Here is a 19,203-nt window from a genome sequence, read left to right as displayed (position 1 = left end):
TCAGGCCTTCGGGCCACCGGCCACGTAGATGACCTGGCCGGACACGAAGCCCGCGCCCTCGGACGCGAGGAACGATGCGGTATGGGCGATGTCGTCGACCTCGCCGATACGGCCGACCGGGATGTCGGCCGCGATGTTCGACTTGAAGTCGTCGAACGACAGGCCGAGACGCTCGGCGGTCGCGGCGGTCATCTCGGTGGCAATGAAGCCCGGCGCGATGGCGTTGGCGGTGACACCGAATTTGCCCAGCTCGATTGCGAGGGTCTTCGTGAAGCCCTGCATGCCGGCCTTGGCAGCGGAGTAGTTGACCTGGCCGCGGTTGCCGAGGGCCGAGGTGCTCGAGAGGTTGACGATGCGACCGAACTTGGCGTCGACCATGTAGCTCTGGACGGCACGCGTCATGAGGAAGGCGCCACGCAGGTGCACGTTCATGACGGCGTCCCAGTCCTCGACCGTCATCTTGAACAGCAGGTTGTCGCGCGTGATGCCGGCGTTGTTGATCAGGACGGTGGGCTCGCCGAGTTCGGTGGCGACCTTCTCGACGGCAGCGGCGACGGACTTCTCGTCGGAGACGTCGGCACCCACGGCGAGTGCCTTGCCACCGGCGGACTCGATAGCCGAAACGGTGTCCTTGCAGGCGGATTCGTCGAGGTCGAGGACGGCGACCCGGTAGCCGTCGCCGGCGAGCCGCTTCGCTACGGCTGCGCCGATGCCGCGTGCGGCTCCGGTGACGATGGCAGTGCGGGGCTGTGTGCTCATAGCGTTCCTCCGTTGGGGGATGGGTGGTGCGGTCAGGTGATGGTGAGTCCGCCGTCCACGGCGATGGTCTGACCGGTGACGTAGGCGGCGGCGTCGGATGCCAGCCAGACTGCGGTGGCCGCGATCTCCTCGGAATCGCCGGTCCGGCCGAGGATGATTCGCTGCTTCATCGAGTCGAGGTATCCGGGCTGGTATTCGTCCGTCATCTCCGTCCGGAAGAAGCCGGGTGCGATGGCGTTGACGCGGATTCCCTTGCGTGCTCCCCACTGCTGCGCGAGGTCGCGCGTGAGGCCGATGACGCCCGCCTTACTGGCCGAGTACGCAGCCTGCGGCAGGCCTGCCGTGGTGAGACCGAGAACCGACGAGATGTTGACGATCGAGCTACCGGGCTGCATCACACGGCCGACGGCCTGTGCCGCCCAATAGGATCCGTTCAGGTTGATGTCGATGACCTGCCGGAACTGCTCGGGGGTCTCCTTGGTGGCGGGCACGGCGGTGCCGATACCGGCATTGTTGATGAGGATGTCCACCCGGCCGAGTTGCTCGACCGCATGATCGACCATGCGCTGCGCCTGTTCGGGATCGGCGATGTCGGTCTCGACCGTGACGGCCTGCCGTCCGGCCTCCCGGACCAGCGCGGCGGTCTCCTCGAGACGGTCGAGGCGGCGTGCGGCGAGCACGACGTCGGCCCCTGCCTCGGCCAGCCCTCGGGTGAATGCGACACCGAGGCCCGAAGAGGCACCGGTGACGATGGCAACGCGGCCGTCGAGACGGAAGCGGTCGAGCACGGACATACGTCATCTCCTCGCTGTGACGGGGCCTACAGGAACTGTATAGCCGACCGCCTTCTCATCCACCAAACAGCCTGTATCCAATTTGATTGGACAGCACTGCCTTTCAGAGCCAGGTCCTATTCTTCTCTTCGGCGGATCCTATGTTGCCGCGGGCGTTGCAGCGCGGAGAGGACCCCGCGTCGCACCCACCGTTACCAAGTCGATAAGCACTGGCTTATTTCTAAGCGCTCGCTTATCGTGCGATGCCGTAGCGGGCTTGTCAACACCAACCGGACAGAACGGAAGCGCTCTCGTGAGTGATGCATGGGACGACGTCGTCGGCGGATCCAAGGCCGCGGCTCGCATCCGCACGGCCGCGATAGACGAGTTCGCGGAGCACGGCTACGGCGGCACCACGACGCGCCGGATCGCGGCGCGACTCGGCATGAGTCCCGCCGCGATGTATCCGCACTACGCGTCCAAGGAGGAGCTACTCTTCGCCATCGCCTACGAGGGACACACGCTCGCCCTGCAGGTCGTCGAGAACGCTGACCGCCCCGATGCCGAGCCGTCCGTTCGGCTCGCCTCCGTCATCGGCCGCTTCGCCGCCTGGCAGGCGGAGAACCACCGATGGAGCCGGGTCATCCAGTACGAGCTGGCCGCGCTCGACCGCGAGCACTACCGCACGATCGTCGGACTACGACGGCAGACCACGCAGGTCGTGCGGGGTGTCGTGGACGCCGGCCACGTCTCGGGCGAGTTCACCCTCCCGGATGCCGAAGGTGTCACTCTCGCCCTGATGTCGCTCTGCGTCGACGTGTGCCGTTGGTATCCCTCGGGCCGCTACGACGACGCCGCGACGATCAGCGACCTGTATGCCGATCTTGCCCTGCGTCTGGTCGGTGCCGTGCGTTAGCATCGTCGCCACCATCGGATCGGGGGGATCTACGTGGGCAGGGGGATATCGCGCCGCCGTCGGCTCCTCGAGACGCGAGAGCATCGAGGGGGAGCTGTCGTCCATGTCCACGAATGACAACGTCGTCGACCGACTACTGGTGTCGCTCGGGGTCGACGCCCCAGCCCCCGACTCCGTCGCCCGCCGGCAGTCCAATTACGACGCGCTGGCCGCGCGCATCGACGCGGGAGTCGATCCCGAATACATCGCAGCATTCGAGAACTTCCACGGCATGGAGCATGCCGACATCCACCGGCTCGCCCAGAGCATCAATCCCGTCGCGATGACCACCCTGGCCACCGAATGGGCCGAACTCGGAAAGGGTTTCAGCCTCACCGTCGCGTGGGGAACGCTGATGATCCGCAAGCTCATCGGCCAACACTGGGAGGGTCCGGCGGCCGACGCCGCGATGGGCGCGACGGTGCGATTCGGCGAATCCGCACAACAGTTGTCCGATGCCGCACGCGCGACGTCCGAGAAACTCCGTATTGCCGCCGACGTCGGCGAACGGGTGCGAGCGTCCGTGCCTCCACCCACGGTGATTACGTCGTCGGTGCTGTACGCGCTCGATCCCGTCGCAGGTGCTGCTGCCGCCCGCCAGGAGGAAGCCGTTCGCGCCCAGGCCGTGCGGGTGATGGAAGCCCTCTACAAGCCGTACTACCGCGATTCCGGCACGGCGGTTCCGGTCCTGCCCTCCCCGTATGCCGCCACGACGAGTCGCGCCACGGAGGCATTCGTTCCCCAGGGTTACGGCACACCAGGTGTCGGCGGCGCCCGGACCACCGGCGACCCGACGGGAATCCCCGGCGGGGACGGAGAACGTCCGGGTGGGCAGCCCGCCACGGAAGCGGAGAACCGTACGGACGCACCGTCGTCCGGTGAAGGCACGGACGGCCGGGCGGAAGGTACCGATTCGGCAGGTGGCGTGGGTTCGAACGAGTCCGCAGCGACCACTCCTGCATCCACCTCCCCGGCCGCGGGCGGCAACTCCGCGAGCCCGACCGGTCAGTCGTACGGTTCGCCGCCCTCCGGGTCGGGCGGAGGTGTCGGCGGTGGCCTACCGGGCGCCGGGGGGGTCGGCTCTGCGGGCGCATCGCCCGCGGCGGGTCCCGCTCCGCTCGTCGCCGGAGCTGCGCCCGCCGGTGGTGTCGCCGGTGGGCCCGGTGCCGCCGCAGCGCGGGGTGCCGGCGCCCGTCCGTTCGGCATGATGCCGGGAATGATCCCGCCGGCCTCGTCCCGCGGCGACGAGCAGGACAAACGCGCGGCCGGTTATCTCGTCACCGGTGAGAACGGGAACGAACTGATCGGGTCGCTGCCCGACACCGCCCCGCCGGTTCTGGGGGCCTGAACGCTATGGACCGGCATCTCACACCCGACCGATTCCTGGCGGCGTGGACCGCCGCGGGCGGCGACGAGTTCCCCTTCCCACTGCGTTATCGCACCTCGGCGATATGGGAGGACGAGCACGCCGCGAACCTCCAGGCCGCCCGCACGTGGCTGCACGAGACACCCGACCCTGCCCTCGACGACGCGATGCGGATCCTGCTGATCGGGGAGGTCGCGGTGGAGGTCTACGGCCGCTCCACCGACCCGGCCTACGAGGTCTTCGTCCGTGCCGCCGCGACCGGCGAGCAGGCCGTCCTCGCCCGTCAGGCGCCTGCCGCGGGCGACATCCGCATCACCACGACCACCGACCTCGCGGGTGCGATCCTCGGGCACCTTCCGGTCGTGGCAGCGGGCCGCGAACACGCACGCACCGCCTCGAGCCGCGACGTGCTCGAGCCCTCCGAGTTCGGCGCGGTCCGGCGCCCTGCGGGTGGCACGCACACAGAGTCGTTGCGCCGGTTGCTGCGTCGCGAACGCTCGGCCACCGGCAGTATCCGCGTCCTGCGGTACTCGAATCCGGGGTACACGCCCGTCGCCGACATCGGCTGGTTCGACGTCGTGGGCGACGGCCGGTATCTCTTCGTCCCCGGTCCCGACTTCCGCGTCGCACCGGGCACCGTCGACGCTTTCGTCCGGGAACTGTCGGCGCAACTGTCCCGGATGCGCAGGCCCTCGCACGAGGGTCGGAGCGGCGTTCTGCGACGCCAGTGATCCCTTCCCGAAGCGGCCGTTCGTCTAGGCTGGCGACATGACGGACCGGGACCGCACACTCGACGGCAGGCCGCAGAACGCGCGTCCGCGCGACGCCCTGGGGCGTCCGTTGCCGCCGGGCGAAGAAGGCGTCGAACGTGTTCCCGAAGACCTCGATCTGGATGTCGAGGAGACCATCGCCGAAGGTCAGCGTCTCCTCGACCACGGTTTTCCGTTCCATGCCCACGAGGTCTTCGAGGCAATGTGGAAGAAGGCACCACCCGAGGAACGTCCCCTGTGGCAGGGCCTCGCCCAGCTCGCCGTGGGGCTGACCCACCTGCTCCGGGGCAACCCCACCGGCGCGGAGTCACTGTTGAAGCAGGGACAGGCGCGGGTGCGGCACTACGAGGACGAACCGCCGTACCGGCTCGACATCGACGGCCTGGCGAGTTGGGCCGATCATCTGCTCACCGAGATCGCTCGCGACGAACCGATCCCCGCTCCCCCGACCCCGCGCCTGAGGATGCCCTGATGCCGACACTGCCCATGTTCCCGCTCGGCACCGCGCTGCTTCCCGGGTCCGACCTGCCGTTGCGCATCTTCGAGCCGAGATACCAGCAACTCGTCCAGGACTGCACGGCATCGCCGGACGGCCCCCGCTTCGGAGTCGTCCTCATCGCCCGGGGACACGAGGTGGGCGGAGGCGAGCAGCGACACGACGTCGGCACCGTCGCGCGGATCATGGTCGACACCGAGGTCGGTGCGGGTCGCCGCGAACTCGAATGCATTGCGGAGGAACGCATTCGCGTCATCCGATGGCTGCCGGACGATCCCTACCCCCTCGCCGAGGTGAAGCCCTGGCCCGACACCGATTCGGGGCCGGTGGATTTCGCCGCGATCACCGGACCGATGGGCCGATTGTACGGGGTGCTCGACCGCCTCACGGGTGGCCGTGCTCCGTTGCCTCCCGCCACCACCGAACTACCGGAGGATCCCGGGGCGCGACTGTTCGCGCTCGCCCGGTACGTGCCCATGGGGGAAGCGGACCGGTACGCGGTTCTCGCCGCACCGGGTCCGGCCGAACGTATGGCCGTGCTGCTCGAAGCGATCTCTACCGCAGTCGATCTCGCGGAATGGAAGCTGAAGGGCTGAGACGCGTGCGCCCACCCGGTGAGTGGGAACATCGCTCCGCCGGTCTCGCGGTAGCGGGCTAGGGTCCGGGACACCGTTCGTCCCCGACCGGAAGGCACCCGATGGACACCGTCGAACAACGGTTGGCCCGACTCGAAGCCCTCGAAGAGATCAGGATGCTCAAGCATCGCTACTTCCGGGCGTGCGACGCCAAGGACCCGGAGGCGATGCGTGCATGCTTCGTCGCGCACGGCGCCGACATCTACTACGGACCGGCGCTGGGCAGCTTCGACGATGCCGACGCCCTGGTCGACATCTACTCCCGGATCGCTCTGGAACGGGTCGACGACCGCTACGTCGTGCTCGACATGCATCACGGCATGCATCCGAGCATCCACCTGACCGGGTCCGACACCGCGACCGGCGCCTGGACGCTGCGATTTCGGCAGGTGGATCTGCGTGCGCGCACCGAACGGGTCGCCGCGCTCGACTACGACGACGACTACGTGGTCGAGAACGGCGAATGGAAGATCTCCCGCTGCCACGTGAAGGTGCTGTGGTCGATCCAGCGGGCTCTCACCGACGACGTGGAAGTGGTGCAGTGATGACAGAAACAAAGGTCGCGCTGGTCACCGGCGCGAGTCGCAGCGTCGGCAAGGGCATCGCGTGCGCGCTCGGCTCCGACGGCTGGACCGTCTACGTCACCGCCCGCGGCCGGGTCGGTGTCGACGGACCGCTCGACCGCACCGCGGCGGAGGTCACCGAATGCGGGGGGCACGGCATCGCCGTGCAGTGCGACCACCGCGACGACGCGCAGATCCACGAACTCTTCCGCCGGATCGCCGACGAGCAGGACTCCCGGCTCGACCTGCTCGTCAACAACGTGTGGGCGTCACCGCCGGGATTCGCGGGATTCTCGGAACCGTTCTGGAAGCGCCCGATCAGCGACTGGGACAGCTTGATCGGCGTGGGTCTCCGCGCGCACTACGTCGCCTCCGTCGAAGCCGCGCAGCTGATGGTGCCGCGCAACAGCGGGATGATCGTCAACATCTCGTCGTTCGGCACCCGCGGCTACCTGCATTCGGTGCTGTACGGCATGTCGAAGGCCGGCCTGGACAAGATGGCCGCCGACATGGCCGTCGAACTCCGGGGCACCGGGGTGACCACCCTGTCGCTGTGGCCGGGGCTGGTGAAGAACGAGGCCATGCTCGCCCGCGGCATCGACAACTTCGAGGGCTTCTCGCTGGCCAACGCCGAGACACCGGAGTTCATCGGACGGGTGATCGTCGCGCTCGCGGCCGACCCCGAGGCGAACGCGCGCAGCGGTCGCACCCTCATCACCGCAGAGACCGCGCTCGACTACGGCATCGTGGACGTCGAAGGCAACCAACCCGATTCACACCGGGACATCTTCGGAGGCGGGCCGTTGTTCTGACGACGACCGCGGCTGTCGAGAGGCGAAGCCAGGGGAGGTTGTGTGCGTCGGAACCGCGGAAGTCACACACAACCTCCCCCTCGATTCGGCGGCCCGGACGAGGGGTGGTCGGAGCACCCTCGGAAGTCGTGTATGGTTGGACATGCAACGCGGGGTGGAGCAGCTCGGTAGCTCGCTGGGCTCATAACCCAGAGGTCGCAGGTTCGAATCCTGTCCCCGCTACCACCGACCGGCCCGGACTCACACGAGTCCGGGCCGGTTCTTTTGTGAATGCTCCTCGGCCTCGGTACGGCTCCCCCGGCCGCGCTCACCGAGTAGATTTCGCGGCAGAGTCTCTGCAGAGCGGGAGGGTGTGATGGCCAAGCGCGCAACCGTCGCCGATCGACCACGAACTCCCCGCTGGCTCCGGCCCACGATCGTCGGTGTTCTGCTGGCCGTCGCCTTCTATCAGATGTCGGGCTGGCTCTTCCACAATCTGAAGGGCTTCCTCGGCCTGCTGTTCCTGGCGTGGTTGTTCAGCATCACGATCGAACCGATCGTCGACCGCCTCGAACGGTTCGGGATGCGTCGCGGTGCCGGCACCGGCCTCGTGCTGTTCTCCCTGATCGCACTCACCATCGGGTTCTTCGCGGTGTTCGGCACGCTCCTGTTCGACCAGATCGCCCAGTTGCTCACCACACTTCCGGATGCGCTCACACGCCTCACCGATTGGGCGAACCGCACCTTCGACACCAACTTCAAGACCGGGGACGAGCTGTTCAAGATCACGCCCGATACGGTTCGCGATCTAGCGCAACGGTTCACGCCCGGTGTCCTCGGCGTCCTCAGCACTCTGGTCGGTGCCCTGTTCCAGATCCTGACGATGCTGCTGTTCGTCTTCTACATGTCGGCCGAGGGGCCGAAGATGCGCCGGACGATCGCGAGCTGGTTCCCGGCCCGGCAGCAGCAGCTGATCGCGAACGTGTGGGAGACCTCGGTGGAGAAGGCCGGCGGCTATGTCGTCTCCCGGTTGATCCTCGCCGCCGCGGCGTCGATCTTCACCGGAATCTTCTTCCTCATCATCGGGGTTCCGTACTGGCTGCCCCTCGCGATCTGGACCGGGGTGGTCTCGCAGTTCATCCCCACCCTCGGCACCTATCTCGCGATCGGGCTCCCCGCGCTCATCGCCGCGGTGCAGCAACCGCTCGACGGCGTGTGGGTGATCGCCTTCGGCACGGTCTATCAGCAGATCGAGAACTATGTGCTGCACCCGCGCATCACGGCCCGCACGGTGTCGATCCACCCGGCGGTGGCGTTCGGTTCGGTGATCGTCGGCGCCACCCTGTTCGGCCCGGTGGGGGCTCTGGTGTCCGTGCCGGTGGTGGCGATCCTGCAGGCGCTGGCCGAGTCGTTCGGGCACCGCTACGAACTGATCCCGGAGGTTGGTGGAGAGGAACCGGAACCCGACGCCCCGGAGCTCACGGCAGACAACGACGACTACGACTGAGAGACGAGAGGGCCGGGCGTGAGATCTTCTCGCGCCCGGCCCCGTCGTCGTCCGATCAGACGATCAGCTTCGCCGCCGTCGCAGCGACGACGTCCTCGGTGGTCACGCCGGGTGCCGTCTCGACGAGCTTCAGTCCCTCGTCGGTGACGTCGATGACCGCGAGGTCGGTGATGATGCGCTGCACGCATCCACGACCGGTGAGCGGCAGGACGCACTCCTCGAGGATCTTCGGGTCGCCCTTCTTGGTGAGGTGATCCATCATCACGATGACGCGCTTGGCGCCGTGGACGAGGTCCATCGCGCCGCCCATGCCCTTGACCATCGCACCGGGCACCATCCAGTTGGCGATGTCGCCCGTGGCGGAGACCTGCATCGCGCCGAGGACGGCGACGTCGATCTGGCCGCCGCGGATCATGCCGAACGACTGCGCCGAGTCGAAGTACGACGCGCCGGGGATCGCGGTGATCGTCTCCTTGCCGGCGTTGATGAGCTCGGGGTCGAGTTCGTCCTCGGTCGGGTACGGGCCGACGCCGAGCACACCGTTCTCCGAGTGCAGGATGACCTCGACGCCGGATTCGAGGTAGTTCGGCACGAGGGTGGGCATGCCGATTCCGAGGTTGACGTACTGGCCGTCCTCGAGTTCCTTGGCGACGCGTGCCGCCATCTCCTCGCGGGTCAGCCCCTTCTTCGTTGCCTGTGTCATGAGCGCACCGTCCGGTTCTCGATGCCGACCTCGACGGGGCCGACGTGTACGACACGCTGCACGTGGATGCCGGGCGTGTGGATTTCGTTGGGGTCGAGTTCGCCGGGTTCGACGAGGTGCTCGACCTGCGCGATCGTGATGCGACCCGAGGCGGCGGCCGGCGGGTTGAAGTTGCGGGCGCTTGCTCGGTAGACGAGGTTGCCGTGGCGGTCGCCCTTCCAGGCGTGCACGAGCGCGTAATCGGCGACGATGCCGCGTTCGAGCACGTAGGTTTCGCCGTCGAACTCCCGGGTCTCCTTCGGCTGCGACGCGAGGGCGATGCCGCCGTGACCGTCGTAGCGCAGCGGGAGTCCGCCTTCCTCGACGGCCGTGCCGACGCCTGCCGGGGTGAAGAAGGCGGGGATGCCCGCACCACCGGCGCGCAGGCGCTCGGCGAGCGTGCCCTGCGGAGTGAGTTCGACTTCGAGTTCACCGGCGAGGTACTGGCGCGCGAACTCCTTGTTGGAGCCGACGTACGACGAGATGGTGCGGCGGATGCGGCCCTTCTCGAGCAGCAGGCCGAGCCCGAAGCCGTCGGTACCGCAGTTGTTGCTGACGGTCTCGAGGTCGGTGGCGCCCTGATCGAGCAACGCGTTGATGAGGATCTCGGGGATGCCGACCAGACCGAACCCTCCGACAGCGATCGTGACGCCGTCGGGGATGTCGGCTACGGCCTCGGCGGCGGAGGCAACGACTTTGTCCATGTGTGCCACGATACCCTCAGGTGTACGTCATGTGAACTCCCGTCCGCAATGCGAACAAATCCGCGTAGGATCGTTGCAAGCGCAGAACGGCCGCACTAGCCTGTTCGCATAGCGTCCATCCGTCCACATAGCGAACGTTTCGGATCGGAGGTCCGTGTCCCCCTCATCCCCCGACCCCGGATATCGGGGTCCGCTGTTCGATCCCGTCTTCGGCGCGGACGAACTCGGCGTCGCCCTGTCGGATCGCGCGTGGATCGGTGCCCTGCTCGACGTGGAGGTCGCGCTGACCCGCGCGGCCGCCGCACTCGGCCGTGTCAAGAACACCCACGCCGACGCCGTCGCGACAGCCGCGGCCTCGCTCGCCGAGGAACTCGATCCCGCCGACCTCGGTCGACGGTCCGCGGCCGGCGGCAACGCCGTCATCCCCCTGGTCTCCCTGCTACGCGAGCGCGCCGACGCCCCTGCGCGCGCCGTGCACGTCGGCGCGACCAGCCAGGACGTGCTCGACACCGCGCTGATGCTGCTCGCCCGCCGCGCAGGAGGGATCGCGCTGGCGAACCTGCGCTCCGCAGCCGACGGCGCAGCCCGCCTCGCTGCCACCCATCGCGAGACACCGATGGTCGCGCGCACGCTCGGCCAGCAGGCACTGCCGACCACCTTCGGCGCGCTCGCCGCCGGCTGGCTCCTGTCCCTCGACGACGCCGCCGGCGCACTCGACCGCGTGTTGTCTGCCCTACCCGCCCAGTACGGCGGAGCCGCCGGCACGCTCGCCGCCGTCCATCCCGACGGTTTCGCGTTCGCCGACGCGGTCGCCGACCTGCTCGGGCTCGCGCGTCCCGTCGCGCCGTGGCACACCGCCCGCACCCCCGTCACGACCCTCGCGGGCACACTCGGTGTCGCCGCGGGCGCGGTCGCGAAACCCGCCACCGACGTCGTACTCATGGCGAGCACCGAGTTCGGTGAGGTGAGCGAGGATGCGCCCGGCGGTTCGTCGGCCATGCCGCACAAGCGCAATCCCGTCGCGGCGATCACCGCGCGCGCCGCTGCCCGGCGCGTTCCCGGTCTCGTCTCGACGATCCTGTCGTCGACCGACCACGAGTTCCAGCGGGCCGCCGGCGCCTGGCACGCCGAATGGGAGACCCTCGCCGACATCCTGCGCCTCACCGGCGGTGCCGCGCACCAACTCTCGACGAGCCTGAACGGTCTGCACGTCCACACCGACGCGCTCGACCGCAATCTCGCGCTCACCGGAGGGGCGATCCTCGCCGAGAAGGTCACGGCCGCACTCGCCGAACACACCGACGACGCCCGCTCGATCGTCACCGATGCGGCGGTCGCCGGTAGGTCGCTCGACGAGGATCCCGCCATCACCGCACATCTCGACCCGCAGGACGTGCGCGAACTTCTCGATCCCACGCGCTATCTCGGCCATGCCGCAGACATCGTCGATCGCGTTCTCGCCCGTCACGACAGCACGAACCGAACCACAGGAGATGCCCGATGACCGTCACGCTCAACTACGAACAGTACGGCGACCCCACGAAGCCGACCGTCCTGTTCCTCGGTTCGCTGGGTTCGGACCTGTCGATGTGGGGACCGCAGATCCACGCCCTGGCGACCGACTGGAACGTCGTCGCGGCCGACCATCGCGGGCACGGCGCATCGCCCGCGCCGTCCGGTCCCTACACGATCGAGGAACTCGCCGGTGACGTCGTCGCCCTGCTCGACTCGCTCGAACTCGGCGCCGTGCACTACGTCGGCCTGTCGCTCGGCGGTGCCGTCGGGCAGTGGCTCGCGGCGCATCACCCCGAGCGCGTGCGCACGCTGACGCTGCTGTGCACCTCGCCGGCCTTCCAGCCCGCCCAGCCCTGGTACGACCGGGCGGCATCGGTCCGCAACGACGGCCTGGCCTCGATCGCCGATTCGATCGTCTCGCGGTGGTTCACTCCCGAACTGGCCGAACACGATCCGGAGCTCGTCGCCCGCCACGTCGAGATGGTGAAGGGCACCACCGACGAGGGCTACGCCGCGTGTTGCGAGGCACTGGCGACCTGGGACGGCCGTCCCGACCTCGCCCGGATCGTCGCGCCCACCCTGGTGATCGCCGGTGAGCAGGACCCCGCCACCCCGCCGTCGACGATGCAGCAACTGGCCGACGGAATCGCCGACTCCACCTTCCACGTCCTCTCCCCCGGCGCACACCTCGCCAACGTGGAGCAGGCAGGACGGGTCACGAAGCTGATCCGCGAGCACATCTCGTCGCGCGCCACGCCGTCCGCCGCACACCGCACCGCGGCGTTCGAGGAGGGTCTGCGGGTGCGCCGATCCGTCCTCGGTGACGCACACGTCGACCGGTCCATCGAGTCGGCCACCGAATTCACCCGGCCCTTCCAGGATTTCATCACCCGCACCGCGTGGGGAGACATCTGGGCGCGTCCGGGTCTGGACCACCGCACCCGCCGGCTGTTGACCCTCGCGATCCTCACCGCGGTCGGCAACGAGCACGAACTCGACATGCACATCCGTGCAGCCCTGCGCGCCGGGATCGATCCCGACGACCTCGTCGAGGTCTTTCTGCACACCGCGGTCTACGCGGGTGTCCCCAACAGCAACCGGGCATTCGCGCTCGGCAAGCAGGCACTCGCCGACACCGAGGGAGGTGCGGGCTCGTGAGCACTCCCGACGTCACCGCCCCCGAGGTCGTTCGCGAGAACCCCGGGGCGTCGCCCGATTACGTGCAGTCGCTGGCACGTGGCCTGTCGGTCATCAAGGCCTTCGGTGCGCACGCCCAGCGGCAGTCGCTCTCCGACGTCGCCCGCGCGACCGGACTCACCCGCGCTACTGCGCGCCGATTCCTGTTGACTCTCATCGAACTCGGTTACGTCCGCACCGACGGATCCCAGTTCTGGCTCACCCCACGGGTGCTCGAACTCGGCTACAGCTACCTGTCGGCGCTGACGCTGCCGGAGGTCGCGCGACCCCATCTCGAGGCGCTCGCCGAGAAAGTCAAGGAATCGACCTCGGTGTCGGTGCTCGACGGCACCGACGTCGTCTACGTCGCACGAGTTCCCGTCAGCCGCATCATGACCGTCACCATCACCCTCGGCACCCGTTTCCCCGCCTACGCGACCTCCATGGGACGGGTACTGCTCGCCGGTTTGAACGATGACGAACTCGACGCCTACCTCGCGCGCGCCGAATTCGCTCCCATCACCGGCAACACCGTCACCACCGCCGAGGAATTGCGCGCCGAGATCGCCACGGTACGACGCAACGGATACTGCATCGTCGACCAGGAACTCGAGGAGGGCCTGCGCTCGCTCGCCGCGCCCATCCGCGATGCGTCGGGAACCGTTGTGGCGTCGGTGAACCTGTCGACCCACGCGGCCCGCTACCGGATGGAGACCGTGCACGACGAGCTCGTCCCGGCGTTGCTCGCCACCGCCGGAGCAATCTCCACCGATCTCGCCCGCACCCAGACCCACCAGTGAACAACCCCGATCGAGGTACATCATGACCGACGTAGTGATCTGCGAACCCCTGCGCACCCCGGTAGGTAGGTTCGGCGGCGTCCTGAAGGACATCGCCCCCGAGGATCTCGCGGCCACCGTCATCCGCGAACTCGTCGCCCGCACCGGTATCACCGGTTCCGACATCGACGACGTCTTCCTCGGCCAGGCCTCCCCCAACGGTGAGGCCCCCGCCCTCGGCCGCGTCGCCGCCCTCAACGCCGGCCTCGGGGTGGACGTTCCGGGCCTGCAGGTCGACCGTCGCTGCGGCTCGGGTCTGCAGGCGATCGTGCAGGCCGTCATGCAGGTGCAGACCGGCGCGAGCGACCTGATCCTCGCCGGCGGCGCCGAATCGATGAGCCAGGCCGAGTTCTACGCCACCGGCATGCGCTGGGGCGTCAAGGGCGAAGCCGTCGCTCTGTCCGATCGCCTGGCCCGTGCCCGCGTCACCGCCGGCGGACGCGACTTCCCCGTGCCCGGCGGCATGATCGAGACCGCCGAGAACCTGCGCGCCGAGTTCTCCATCAGCCGTGAGGACCAGGACGCCCTGGCCGTGCAGTCGCACCAGCGGGCCGTCGCCGCGCAGAAGAACGGTGTGTTCGCGCAGGAGATCGTGTCCGTGAGCGTGCCGCAGCGCAAGGGCGATCCGCTCGTCGTCGACACCGACGAGCACCCCCGCGCCGACACCTCGATGGAGACCCTCGCCAAGCTGCGCCCGATCCGCGGCAAGATCGACCCCGAGTCCACCGTCACCGCCGGCAACGCCAGCGGCCAGAACGACGGTGCCGCCCTCGCGATCGTCACCACCACAGAGAAGGCCGCCGCGCTGGGTCTGCGTCCGCTGGCCCGCCTCGCAAGCTGGGCGGTGGCCGGTGTGCCGCCGCGCACCATGGGCATCGGCCCGGTGCCCGCCAGCGAGAAGGCGCTCGGCCGCCTCGGACTGACGCTCGCCGACATGGACGTCATCGAACTCAACGAGGCGTTCGCCGCACAGGCCCTGGCCGTCACCCGCTCGTGGGGCATCGAGGCCGACGACTCGCGCCTGAATCCCAACGGCTCCGGCATCTCCCTCGGACATCCGGTGGGCGCGACCGGCGGACGCATCCTCGCCACCCTGCTGCGCGAACTCGATCGTCGTGAGGGTCGCTACGGACTCGAGACGATGTGCATCGGCGGCGGCCAGGGGCTCGCCGCTGTATTCGAACGCATCGCCTGACGTGACCTACGGTGCTCGCGACGCGATCCCCGTCGCGTGCACCGTACAGTCCGTACGCTCGTGATCATGAGCGAAGTTCAGATAACTCCCCCGACCGAAGCCCCTGCTCCGCCCACGACACGAGCCCGGACCCTCGCGCGTTATCTGCTGGCCGCCTCACTCGTCTTCGCCGGACTGAGCCATCTCTTCTGGGCCCGCAAGGACTTCCAGGCCCAGGTGCCCGACTGGGTGCCGATGGACAAGGACGGCGTGGTCATGGCGTCCGGCGGTGTCGAGATCATGCTCGGCGCCGGACTCGCCGTGGCGAACCGCGACCGCGTCCGTGTCGGCCGCCTGGCCGCACTGTTCTTCGCCGCCGTCTTCCCGGGCAACATCGCCCAGTATCTCGGCAAGCGCAGCGCCTTCGGTCTCGACACCGACCGTAAGCGCCTGATCCGCTTGTTCTTCCAGCCCGTGCTCGTCCTGTGGGCCCTGTGGTCCACCGGAACCCCCCGACGCTGACGCGGCCGGCGCCGGAGGGCGGACCTGGTGCCCGTTACTCCGGCGCGACCCGCACAAGCATCTTCCCGAAGTTCTTTCCTTCGAGCATGCCGATGAACGCCTCCGGGGCGTTCTCGAGTCCGTCGACGATGTCCTCGCGATACTGGAGCTTTCCGTCGCGGACCCATGCCGAGGCTTCACGCAGGAAGTCGCCGTACATCTCCTTCACGAACTCGCTCTGGATGAAGCCGCGGATCGTGAGGCTCTTGGTGAGGATCGAGTTGAACAGTCCCGGAAGACGGTCCTTGCGGTTGAGGTCAGCACCGTTGTACTGCGCGACCAGACCGCACACCGGGATTCGCGCATAGGTGTTGAGCAGCGGCCACACCGCTTCCTGGACGGGGCCGCCGACGTTCTCGAAGTACACGTCGATACCGTCGGGCACCGCCTCCGCCAGCTTGTCGGCGAAGTTCGGGTCGCGGTGGTCGATCGCCGCGTCGAAACCGAACTCGTCGATCAGTGCGCGGCACTTCTCCGGGCCGCCGGCGATACCGACCGCGCGGGCGCCCTTCAGCTTCGCGATCTGCCCCACCGCCGATCCCACGGGCCCGGTGGCGGCAGCGACGACGACGGTCTCACCCTTCTTCGGCTGCCCGATCTTCAGGAGCCCGGAATAGGCTGTGAAGCCGGGCATTCCGAGGACTCCCACAGCGGTGGAGATCGGTGCGGCCTGCGGATCGAGCTTACGAACGGTGGAGCCGTCGAGGACGGCGTGCGACTGCCAGCCGGCTCCGGCCAGCACGTAGTCGCCCGGCTCGAGGCCGTCGTACCGCGATTCGACGACCTGGCCCACCGTTCCGGCGACCATCACGTCCCCGAGTTCGACGTGCGCGGCATACGACTTCGCTGTGCTCATCCGACCGCGCATGTACGGGTCGAGGGACAGGTAGACGACGCGCAGGAGGATCTGGCCGTCGCCGACCTCGGGCAGATCCACCGTCTCGAGACGGAAGTTGTCGGCGGTGGGCGCCCCCTCCGGGCGCGATGCGAGAACGATGCGGGTGCTCTGACTCGTCGTGGCTTCACTCATGCCGACAGTGTGCCGCATGCGCTGGTGTCCTAAACGCCGCGCGGGGGCACCCCGGCAGGCACGACGCCGCGCCTGAGGTGGTCCCGATCAGGCGCTGCGCTGCACCTCGCCGCGAGGCACCTGGTAGTTCGAGAACAGCTGCGAGTGGATGACCTCGGTGAAGGACGGTCCGTCCTGCTCGACCCGGACAGGACGGCGAGTGGACGAAGCGGTGCGCGAAGCACCCATCTGTGACGTGGAGCGGATCGCCATGTCGATCTCCTCTCGGAAGGCGGGGAGAGGTGGCCACCGGCACCGTGCAGAAGGTGCAAATCGGGTGAGCGACCCCTTGGGAGATACATATACCCCGTCGATGCCCGATATGCACCTGTCGATTTCGGCGCGCCGCACACCGCCCCGCCTGCAGCCCCGGGAGGTTACCCGTCGACCTCGTTGCCCTCGGAGGTCGGAAGCACCCGGATCGGCACACTCGTGGCCGAGTTCGATGCCCCCACCCAGCCGCTCAACGTCGCGGCCGGAACGCAGGCCCGCACGGCGATCGTGCGAGTACCTCCGGGCGGCAGGTGGAACCAGGAATCCTGCAGGTCACCGCCGGTGATGTCGAGATGCACGTACTGTGCCGCACCCTCGGTCCGCACCTCCACACTCCACCCGTCCGGGACGGGTCGAGCGGTCGCCGCGAGACCGATCCCGCGCTCGACGGGACGTGCCGGACCACCCACGAGATACACCGACTCCGCCAACACTGCACCGGTGTGGTCGACCAGTCGGGCGGTCGCCGTGTCGAAAGTGCGCGGCCCGAATCGATACGCAAAATTGACATCGGTGAAACCGCCCGTCACCGCGGCCCACGAGAACACCCGGGTCTCGTGCGGTTCGAGACGCAGCGGCACCGACACGTCCACCGGTACCGCACCGGAGGGCGTATGGGCCTGCAACTGCAGCGTGACGTCGAGGATCTCGGCGGTGTCGTTGATCGCGTCTACGCGCAGGCCGTCGAGCCCGTCGTCGGTGAGGAGCACGGTGACGGGGGCGAACACCCGTGCCAGGACCCACCACGGCGCCTTCGGGTTCCCGTCGGCGTCGAGCACGCCCCACCCGGCACCCCGCTGCAGGTCGCGGGCGGAGAGGATCAGGGCACCGCGACATCCTGATCCGGATCGTCGCCAGTACTGCAGTACCTCGGTGAACGCTTCGCAGATCGCTGCCCGTCCGAGCGCGAGATATCGCGTGGGGTCCACCCACCGCACCTCGGCGGGGTCGACCCCGAAGATCGTGCGCACATAGTGGTCTCGCACGTCCTCGAAGTCCCACGACGCCCCGTTGTCGCGCGGCACAGCCGCCTTCCATCGTGGATGGTGACCCGCGACATTCACACTGCCGAACTCGGCCTCGATCGCCATGTCGGAAGGCGGAATCGAGAACGCGAGGCATTCGGCGGCGAAGCGCACGCCGGCGGCACGCACGTCGCCGAGGGGACGGCGGTAACCCCCGACACCGAAGTAGTGCGCCACACCCGAACCCACTGCGATCGGCAGTACGTCGCTGCGCGGGGGCGCGGATGGTGACGACGACACCCACACCGTGCCCGGTAGCTCACGGTCGACGATTGCGGGCAACCAGTCGTCGATCGCCGGGATGGATGCCTCCATCAGTCCGAGCATGGCAGGTTGCTGCTCGGTCTCGCTGCCCCCACACATCACCACGGGTGCCGGGTTCCCGCCCCATCGGCGCGCCAGCGCACGGATCTCGTCCTCGAGCAGCGAGCGGAAGTGCGGGTCGTCGGGCGGGTCGGTGGTGGCGAGCATGACGTCCTGCCACACCATGATGCCCAGTTCCGCACACGCCGAGTAGAACTCGTCGTCCTCGTAGACCATCGTGCCGGGGATGCGGATCGTGTCCACGCCCGCCGATACGCAGCGTTCGAGGATGCGCCGGGTTGCGCTCGGGTCGTTCAGCGAGATCGGATCGGTCGGTGTCCACACCAGGCCGCGGCAGAAGACGTCGACGTCGTTGATCCGTAAGCCGAACCCGTCGCCCGGTGAGCGCTCGACCGACCGGAATCCGATGTTCCCCAGCGTGATTCGTTGCCCACCCAGAATCAGATGTGCGGCGTACAGGTGGGGGGCGCCGTAGGTGTGCGGCCACCACCGTTCCACCTCGGGGAGCGTCACCTGCATGTGCACGCGTGCTGTCCCGTCCGGCCCGTATTCGGGTCGGACGTGCGCCGTCGCCCCTCCGATCTCCACAGTCACCTCGGGGACGGCGGTGCCGGCCAGCACGAGATCGGCGTCGACGATCCCGTCGGATCCCCGCAGAGCTGTCCGTATCCCACGTTCCAGCACAACGGGCTCACCGGAATCGACGAGACGCACGGGACGCCACGGACCGACCGGCGCCGGAGCCCCCGCGTACACCGGGGCTCGCCCGAGCATGGTGGTGCGGAACCACCGCAATCCTTGGGCCGACACGAGCGACGAACGCCACCGTCCGCGTGGCCGACGCTTGCGGAGAGCAGCGTCGAGCGAGGCGCACCGGACCGCGATCCGCATCGTCGACGGCAGGTAGCCGAGGACGACGGTCAGCGGCACGAACATCGATTCCGACGTCGCGACGAGTGTGCCGTCGACCCACACGTCCGCGAGTGTCGCGAGCCCGTCGAAGGTCAGACGCCACGGTCCGTCGCCGGACACCTCGACGTCGGTGACGAACCACCAGTCGTCGCTGTCGGGAGACGACACCCTGGCCGCCGCGACTCCCTCGGATTCCCGGATCGCGCCTGCCGCCGTCCCGGGTATACGGACCGGCAGCCAAGGACCGTCCGCCGGAAACTCACCGGGGTGCTCG

The 19,203-nt window shown here is 68.5% G+C and carries 20 protein-coding genes and 1 tRNA gene; 14 read left to right on the top strand and 7 right to left on the bottom strand.

Annotated elements, in window-relative coordinates; genetic code table 11:
* Complete coding sequence (fabG, locus tag NVV99_RS08405) at positions 1-759, bottom strand: 3-oxoacyl-ACP reductase FabG (RefSeq protein WP_006554714.1); 759 nt, start codon at positions 757-759, stop codon at positions 1-3.
* Positions 760-791: 32 nt separating this feature from the next.
* Positions 792-1,553 carry an SDR family NAD(P)-dependent oxidoreductase gene (locus tag NVV99_RS08400; RefSeq protein WP_024102324.1) on the bottom strand — a complete coding sequence of 254 codons (762 nt, stop codon included), beginning with the start codon at positions 1,551-1,553 and terminating at the stop codon, positions 792-794.
* Between the two features lie 292 nt (positions 1,554-1,845).
* Between NVV99_RS08400 and NVV99_RS08395 the strand changes: the two genes are divergently transcribed.
* From NVV99_RS08395 to NVV99_RS08355, 9 genes are all read left to right on the top strand, one after another.
* Positions 1,846-2,448 carry a TetR/AcrR family transcriptional regulator gene (locus tag NVV99_RS08395; protein WP_024102325.1) on the top strand — a complete coding sequence of 201 codons (603 nt, stop codon included), beginning with the start codon at positions 1,846-1,848 and terminating at the stop codon, positions 2,446-2,448.
* A 103-nt stretch (positions 2,449-2,551) separates the two neighbouring features.
* Positions 2,552-3,835: a PPE domain-containing protein gene (locus tag NVV99_RS08390; RefSeq protein ID WP_024102326.1), complete on the top strand. Its 1,284-nt coding sequence runs from the start codon at positions 2,552-2,554 to the stop codon at positions 3,833-3,835.
* 5 nt (positions 3,836-3,840) lie between these two features.
* The gene (locus NVV99_RS08385) at positions 3,841-4,584 is read left to right on the top strand and encodes an ESX secretion-associated protein EspG (protein ID WP_024102327.1); all 744 of its coding nucleotides are present in this window, start codon (positions 3,841-3,843) and stop codon (positions 4,582-4,584) included.
* 37 nt (positions 4,585-4,621) lie between these two features.
* Positions 4,622-5,095, top strand: coding sequence for a DUF309 domain-containing protein (locus NVV99_RS08380; RefSeq protein WP_024102328.1), 474 nt, complete (start codon positions 4,622-4,624; stop codon positions 5,093-5,095).
* Positions 5,095-5,715, top strand: a complete 621-nt coding sequence (locus tag NVV99_RS08375; protein WP_024102329.1) for an LON peptidase substrate-binding domain-containing protein — start codon at positions 5,095-5,097, stop codon at positions 5,713-5,715. Before NVV99_RS08380 ends, NVV99_RS08375 begins: the two co-directional genes overlap by 1 nt.
* 101 nt (positions 5,716-5,816) lie before the next feature.
* On the top strand, positions 5,817-6,299 hold the full coding sequence (locus NVV99_RS08370) for a nuclear transport factor 2 family protein (protein ID WP_024102330.1): 483 nt from the start codon (positions 5,817-5,819) through the stop codon (positions 6,297-6,299).
* A complete protein-coding gene (locus tag NVV99_RS08365; RefSeq protein ID WP_024102331.1) occupies positions 6,299-7,129 on the top strand; it encodes an SDR family NAD(P)-dependent oxidoreductase in 831 nt (276 codons plus the stop codon). The genes NVV99_RS08370 and NVV99_RS08365 overlap by 1 nt, the downstream gene beginning before the upstream one ends.
* Positions 7,130-7,277: 148 nt before the next feature.
* Positions 7,278-7,354, top strand: a tRNA-Met gene (locus NVV99_RS08360).
* 130 nt (positions 7,355-7,484) lie between these two features.
* Positions 7,485-8,615 (top strand): AI-2E family transporter, encoded by a 1,131-nt coding sequence (locus NVV99_RS08355; protein WP_024102332.1) that lies wholly within the window; start codon positions 7,485-7,487, stop codon positions 8,613-8,615.
* A gap of 55 nt (positions 8,616-8,670) precedes the next feature.
* Here the strand turns inward: NVV99_RS08355 and NVV99_RS08350 are convergent, their stop codons facing one another.
* Together NVV99_RS08350 and NVV99_RS08345 are read right to left on the bottom strand one after the other, a co-directional pair.
* The gene (locus NVV99_RS08350; RefSeq protein WP_024102333.1) at positions 8,671-9,318 is read right to left on the bottom strand and encodes a CoA transferase subunit B; all 648 of its coding nucleotides are present in this window, start codon (positions 9,316-9,318) and stop codon (positions 8,671-8,673) included.
* Entirely contained in the window at positions 9,315-10,061 is a 747-nt protein-coding gene (locus tag NVV99_RS08345; RefSeq protein ID WP_006553189.1) for a CoA transferase subunit A, read from the bottom strand. The genes NVV99_RS08350 and NVV99_RS08345 overlap by 4 nt, the downstream gene beginning before the upstream one ends.
* 154 nt (positions 10,062-10,215) lie before the next feature.
* Between NVV99_RS08345 and pcaB the strand changes: the two genes are divergently transcribed.
* From pcaB to NVV99_RS08320, 5 genes are all read left to right on the top strand, one after another.
* The gene (pcaB, locus tag NVV99_RS08340; RefSeq protein WP_006553188.1) at positions 10,216-11,565 is read left to right on the top strand and encodes a 3-carboxy-cis,cis-muconate cycloisomerase; all 1,350 of its coding nucleotides are present in this window, start codon (positions 10,216-10,218) and stop codon (positions 11,563-11,565) included.
* Positions 11,562-12,734 (top strand): 3-oxoadipate enol-lactonase, encoded by a 1,173-nt coding sequence (gene pcaD, locus NVV99_RS08335; protein WP_006553187.1) that lies wholly within the window; start codon positions 11,562-11,564, stop codon positions 12,732-12,734. Before pcaB ends, pcaD begins: the two co-directional genes overlap by 4 nt.
* Positions 12,731-13,552, top strand: a complete 822-nt coding sequence (locus NVV99_RS08330; RefSeq protein WP_006553186.1) for an IclR family transcriptional regulator — start codon at positions 12,731-12,733, stop codon at positions 13,550-13,552. Before pcaD ends, NVV99_RS08330 begins: the two co-directional genes overlap by 4 nt.
* A gap of 22 nt (positions 13,553-13,574) precedes the next feature.
* A complete protein-coding gene (locus NVV99_RS08325; protein WP_024102334.1) occupies positions 13,575-14,786 on the top strand; it encodes an acetyl-CoA C-acetyltransferase in 1,212 nt (403 codons plus the stop codon).
* A gap of 66 nt (positions 14,787-14,852) precedes the next feature.
* Positions 14,853-15,287, top strand: coding sequence for a hypothetical protein (locus NVV99_RS08320; protein ID WP_174556246.1), 435 nt, complete (start codon positions 14,853-14,855; stop codon positions 15,285-15,287).
* 34 nt (positions 15,288-15,321) lie between these two features.
* Here NVV99_RS08320 and NVV99_RS08315 read toward each other — a convergent pair whose 3' ends face one another.
* The 3 genes from NVV99_RS08315 to NVV99_RS08305 form a co-directional block, all read right to left on the bottom strand.
* The gene (locus tag NVV99_RS08315; RefSeq protein WP_024102335.1) at positions 15,322-16,356 is read right to left on the bottom strand and encodes an NADP-dependent oxidoreductase; all 1,035 of its coding nucleotides are present in this window, start codon (positions 16,354-16,356) and stop codon (positions 15,322-15,324) included.
* A gap of 87 nt (positions 16,357-16,443) precedes the next feature.
* Positions 16,444-16,608 (bottom strand): hypothetical protein, encoded by a 165-nt coding sequence (locus NVV99_RS08310; protein WP_019288222.1) that lies wholly within the window; start codon positions 16,606-16,608, stop codon positions 16,444-16,446.
* A gap of 164 nt (positions 16,609-16,772) precedes the next feature.
* Positions 16,773-19,097, bottom strand: a complete 2,325-nt coding sequence (locus tag NVV99_RS08305) for a glycoside hydrolase family 2 protein (RefSeq protein ID WP_024102336.1) — start codon at positions 19,095-19,097, stop codon at positions 16,773-16,775.
* Positions 19,098-19,203 lie beyond the last annotated feature (106 nt).

Source organism: Rhodococcus sp. PAE-6, from assembly GCF_025290685.1.
Taxonomy (GTDB): Bacteria; Actinomycetota; Actinomycetes; order Mycobacteriales; family Mycobacteriaceae; genus Rhodococcus; species Rhodococcus pyridinivorans.
This window is presented reverse-complemented; position numbering and strand designations above follow the sequence as displayed.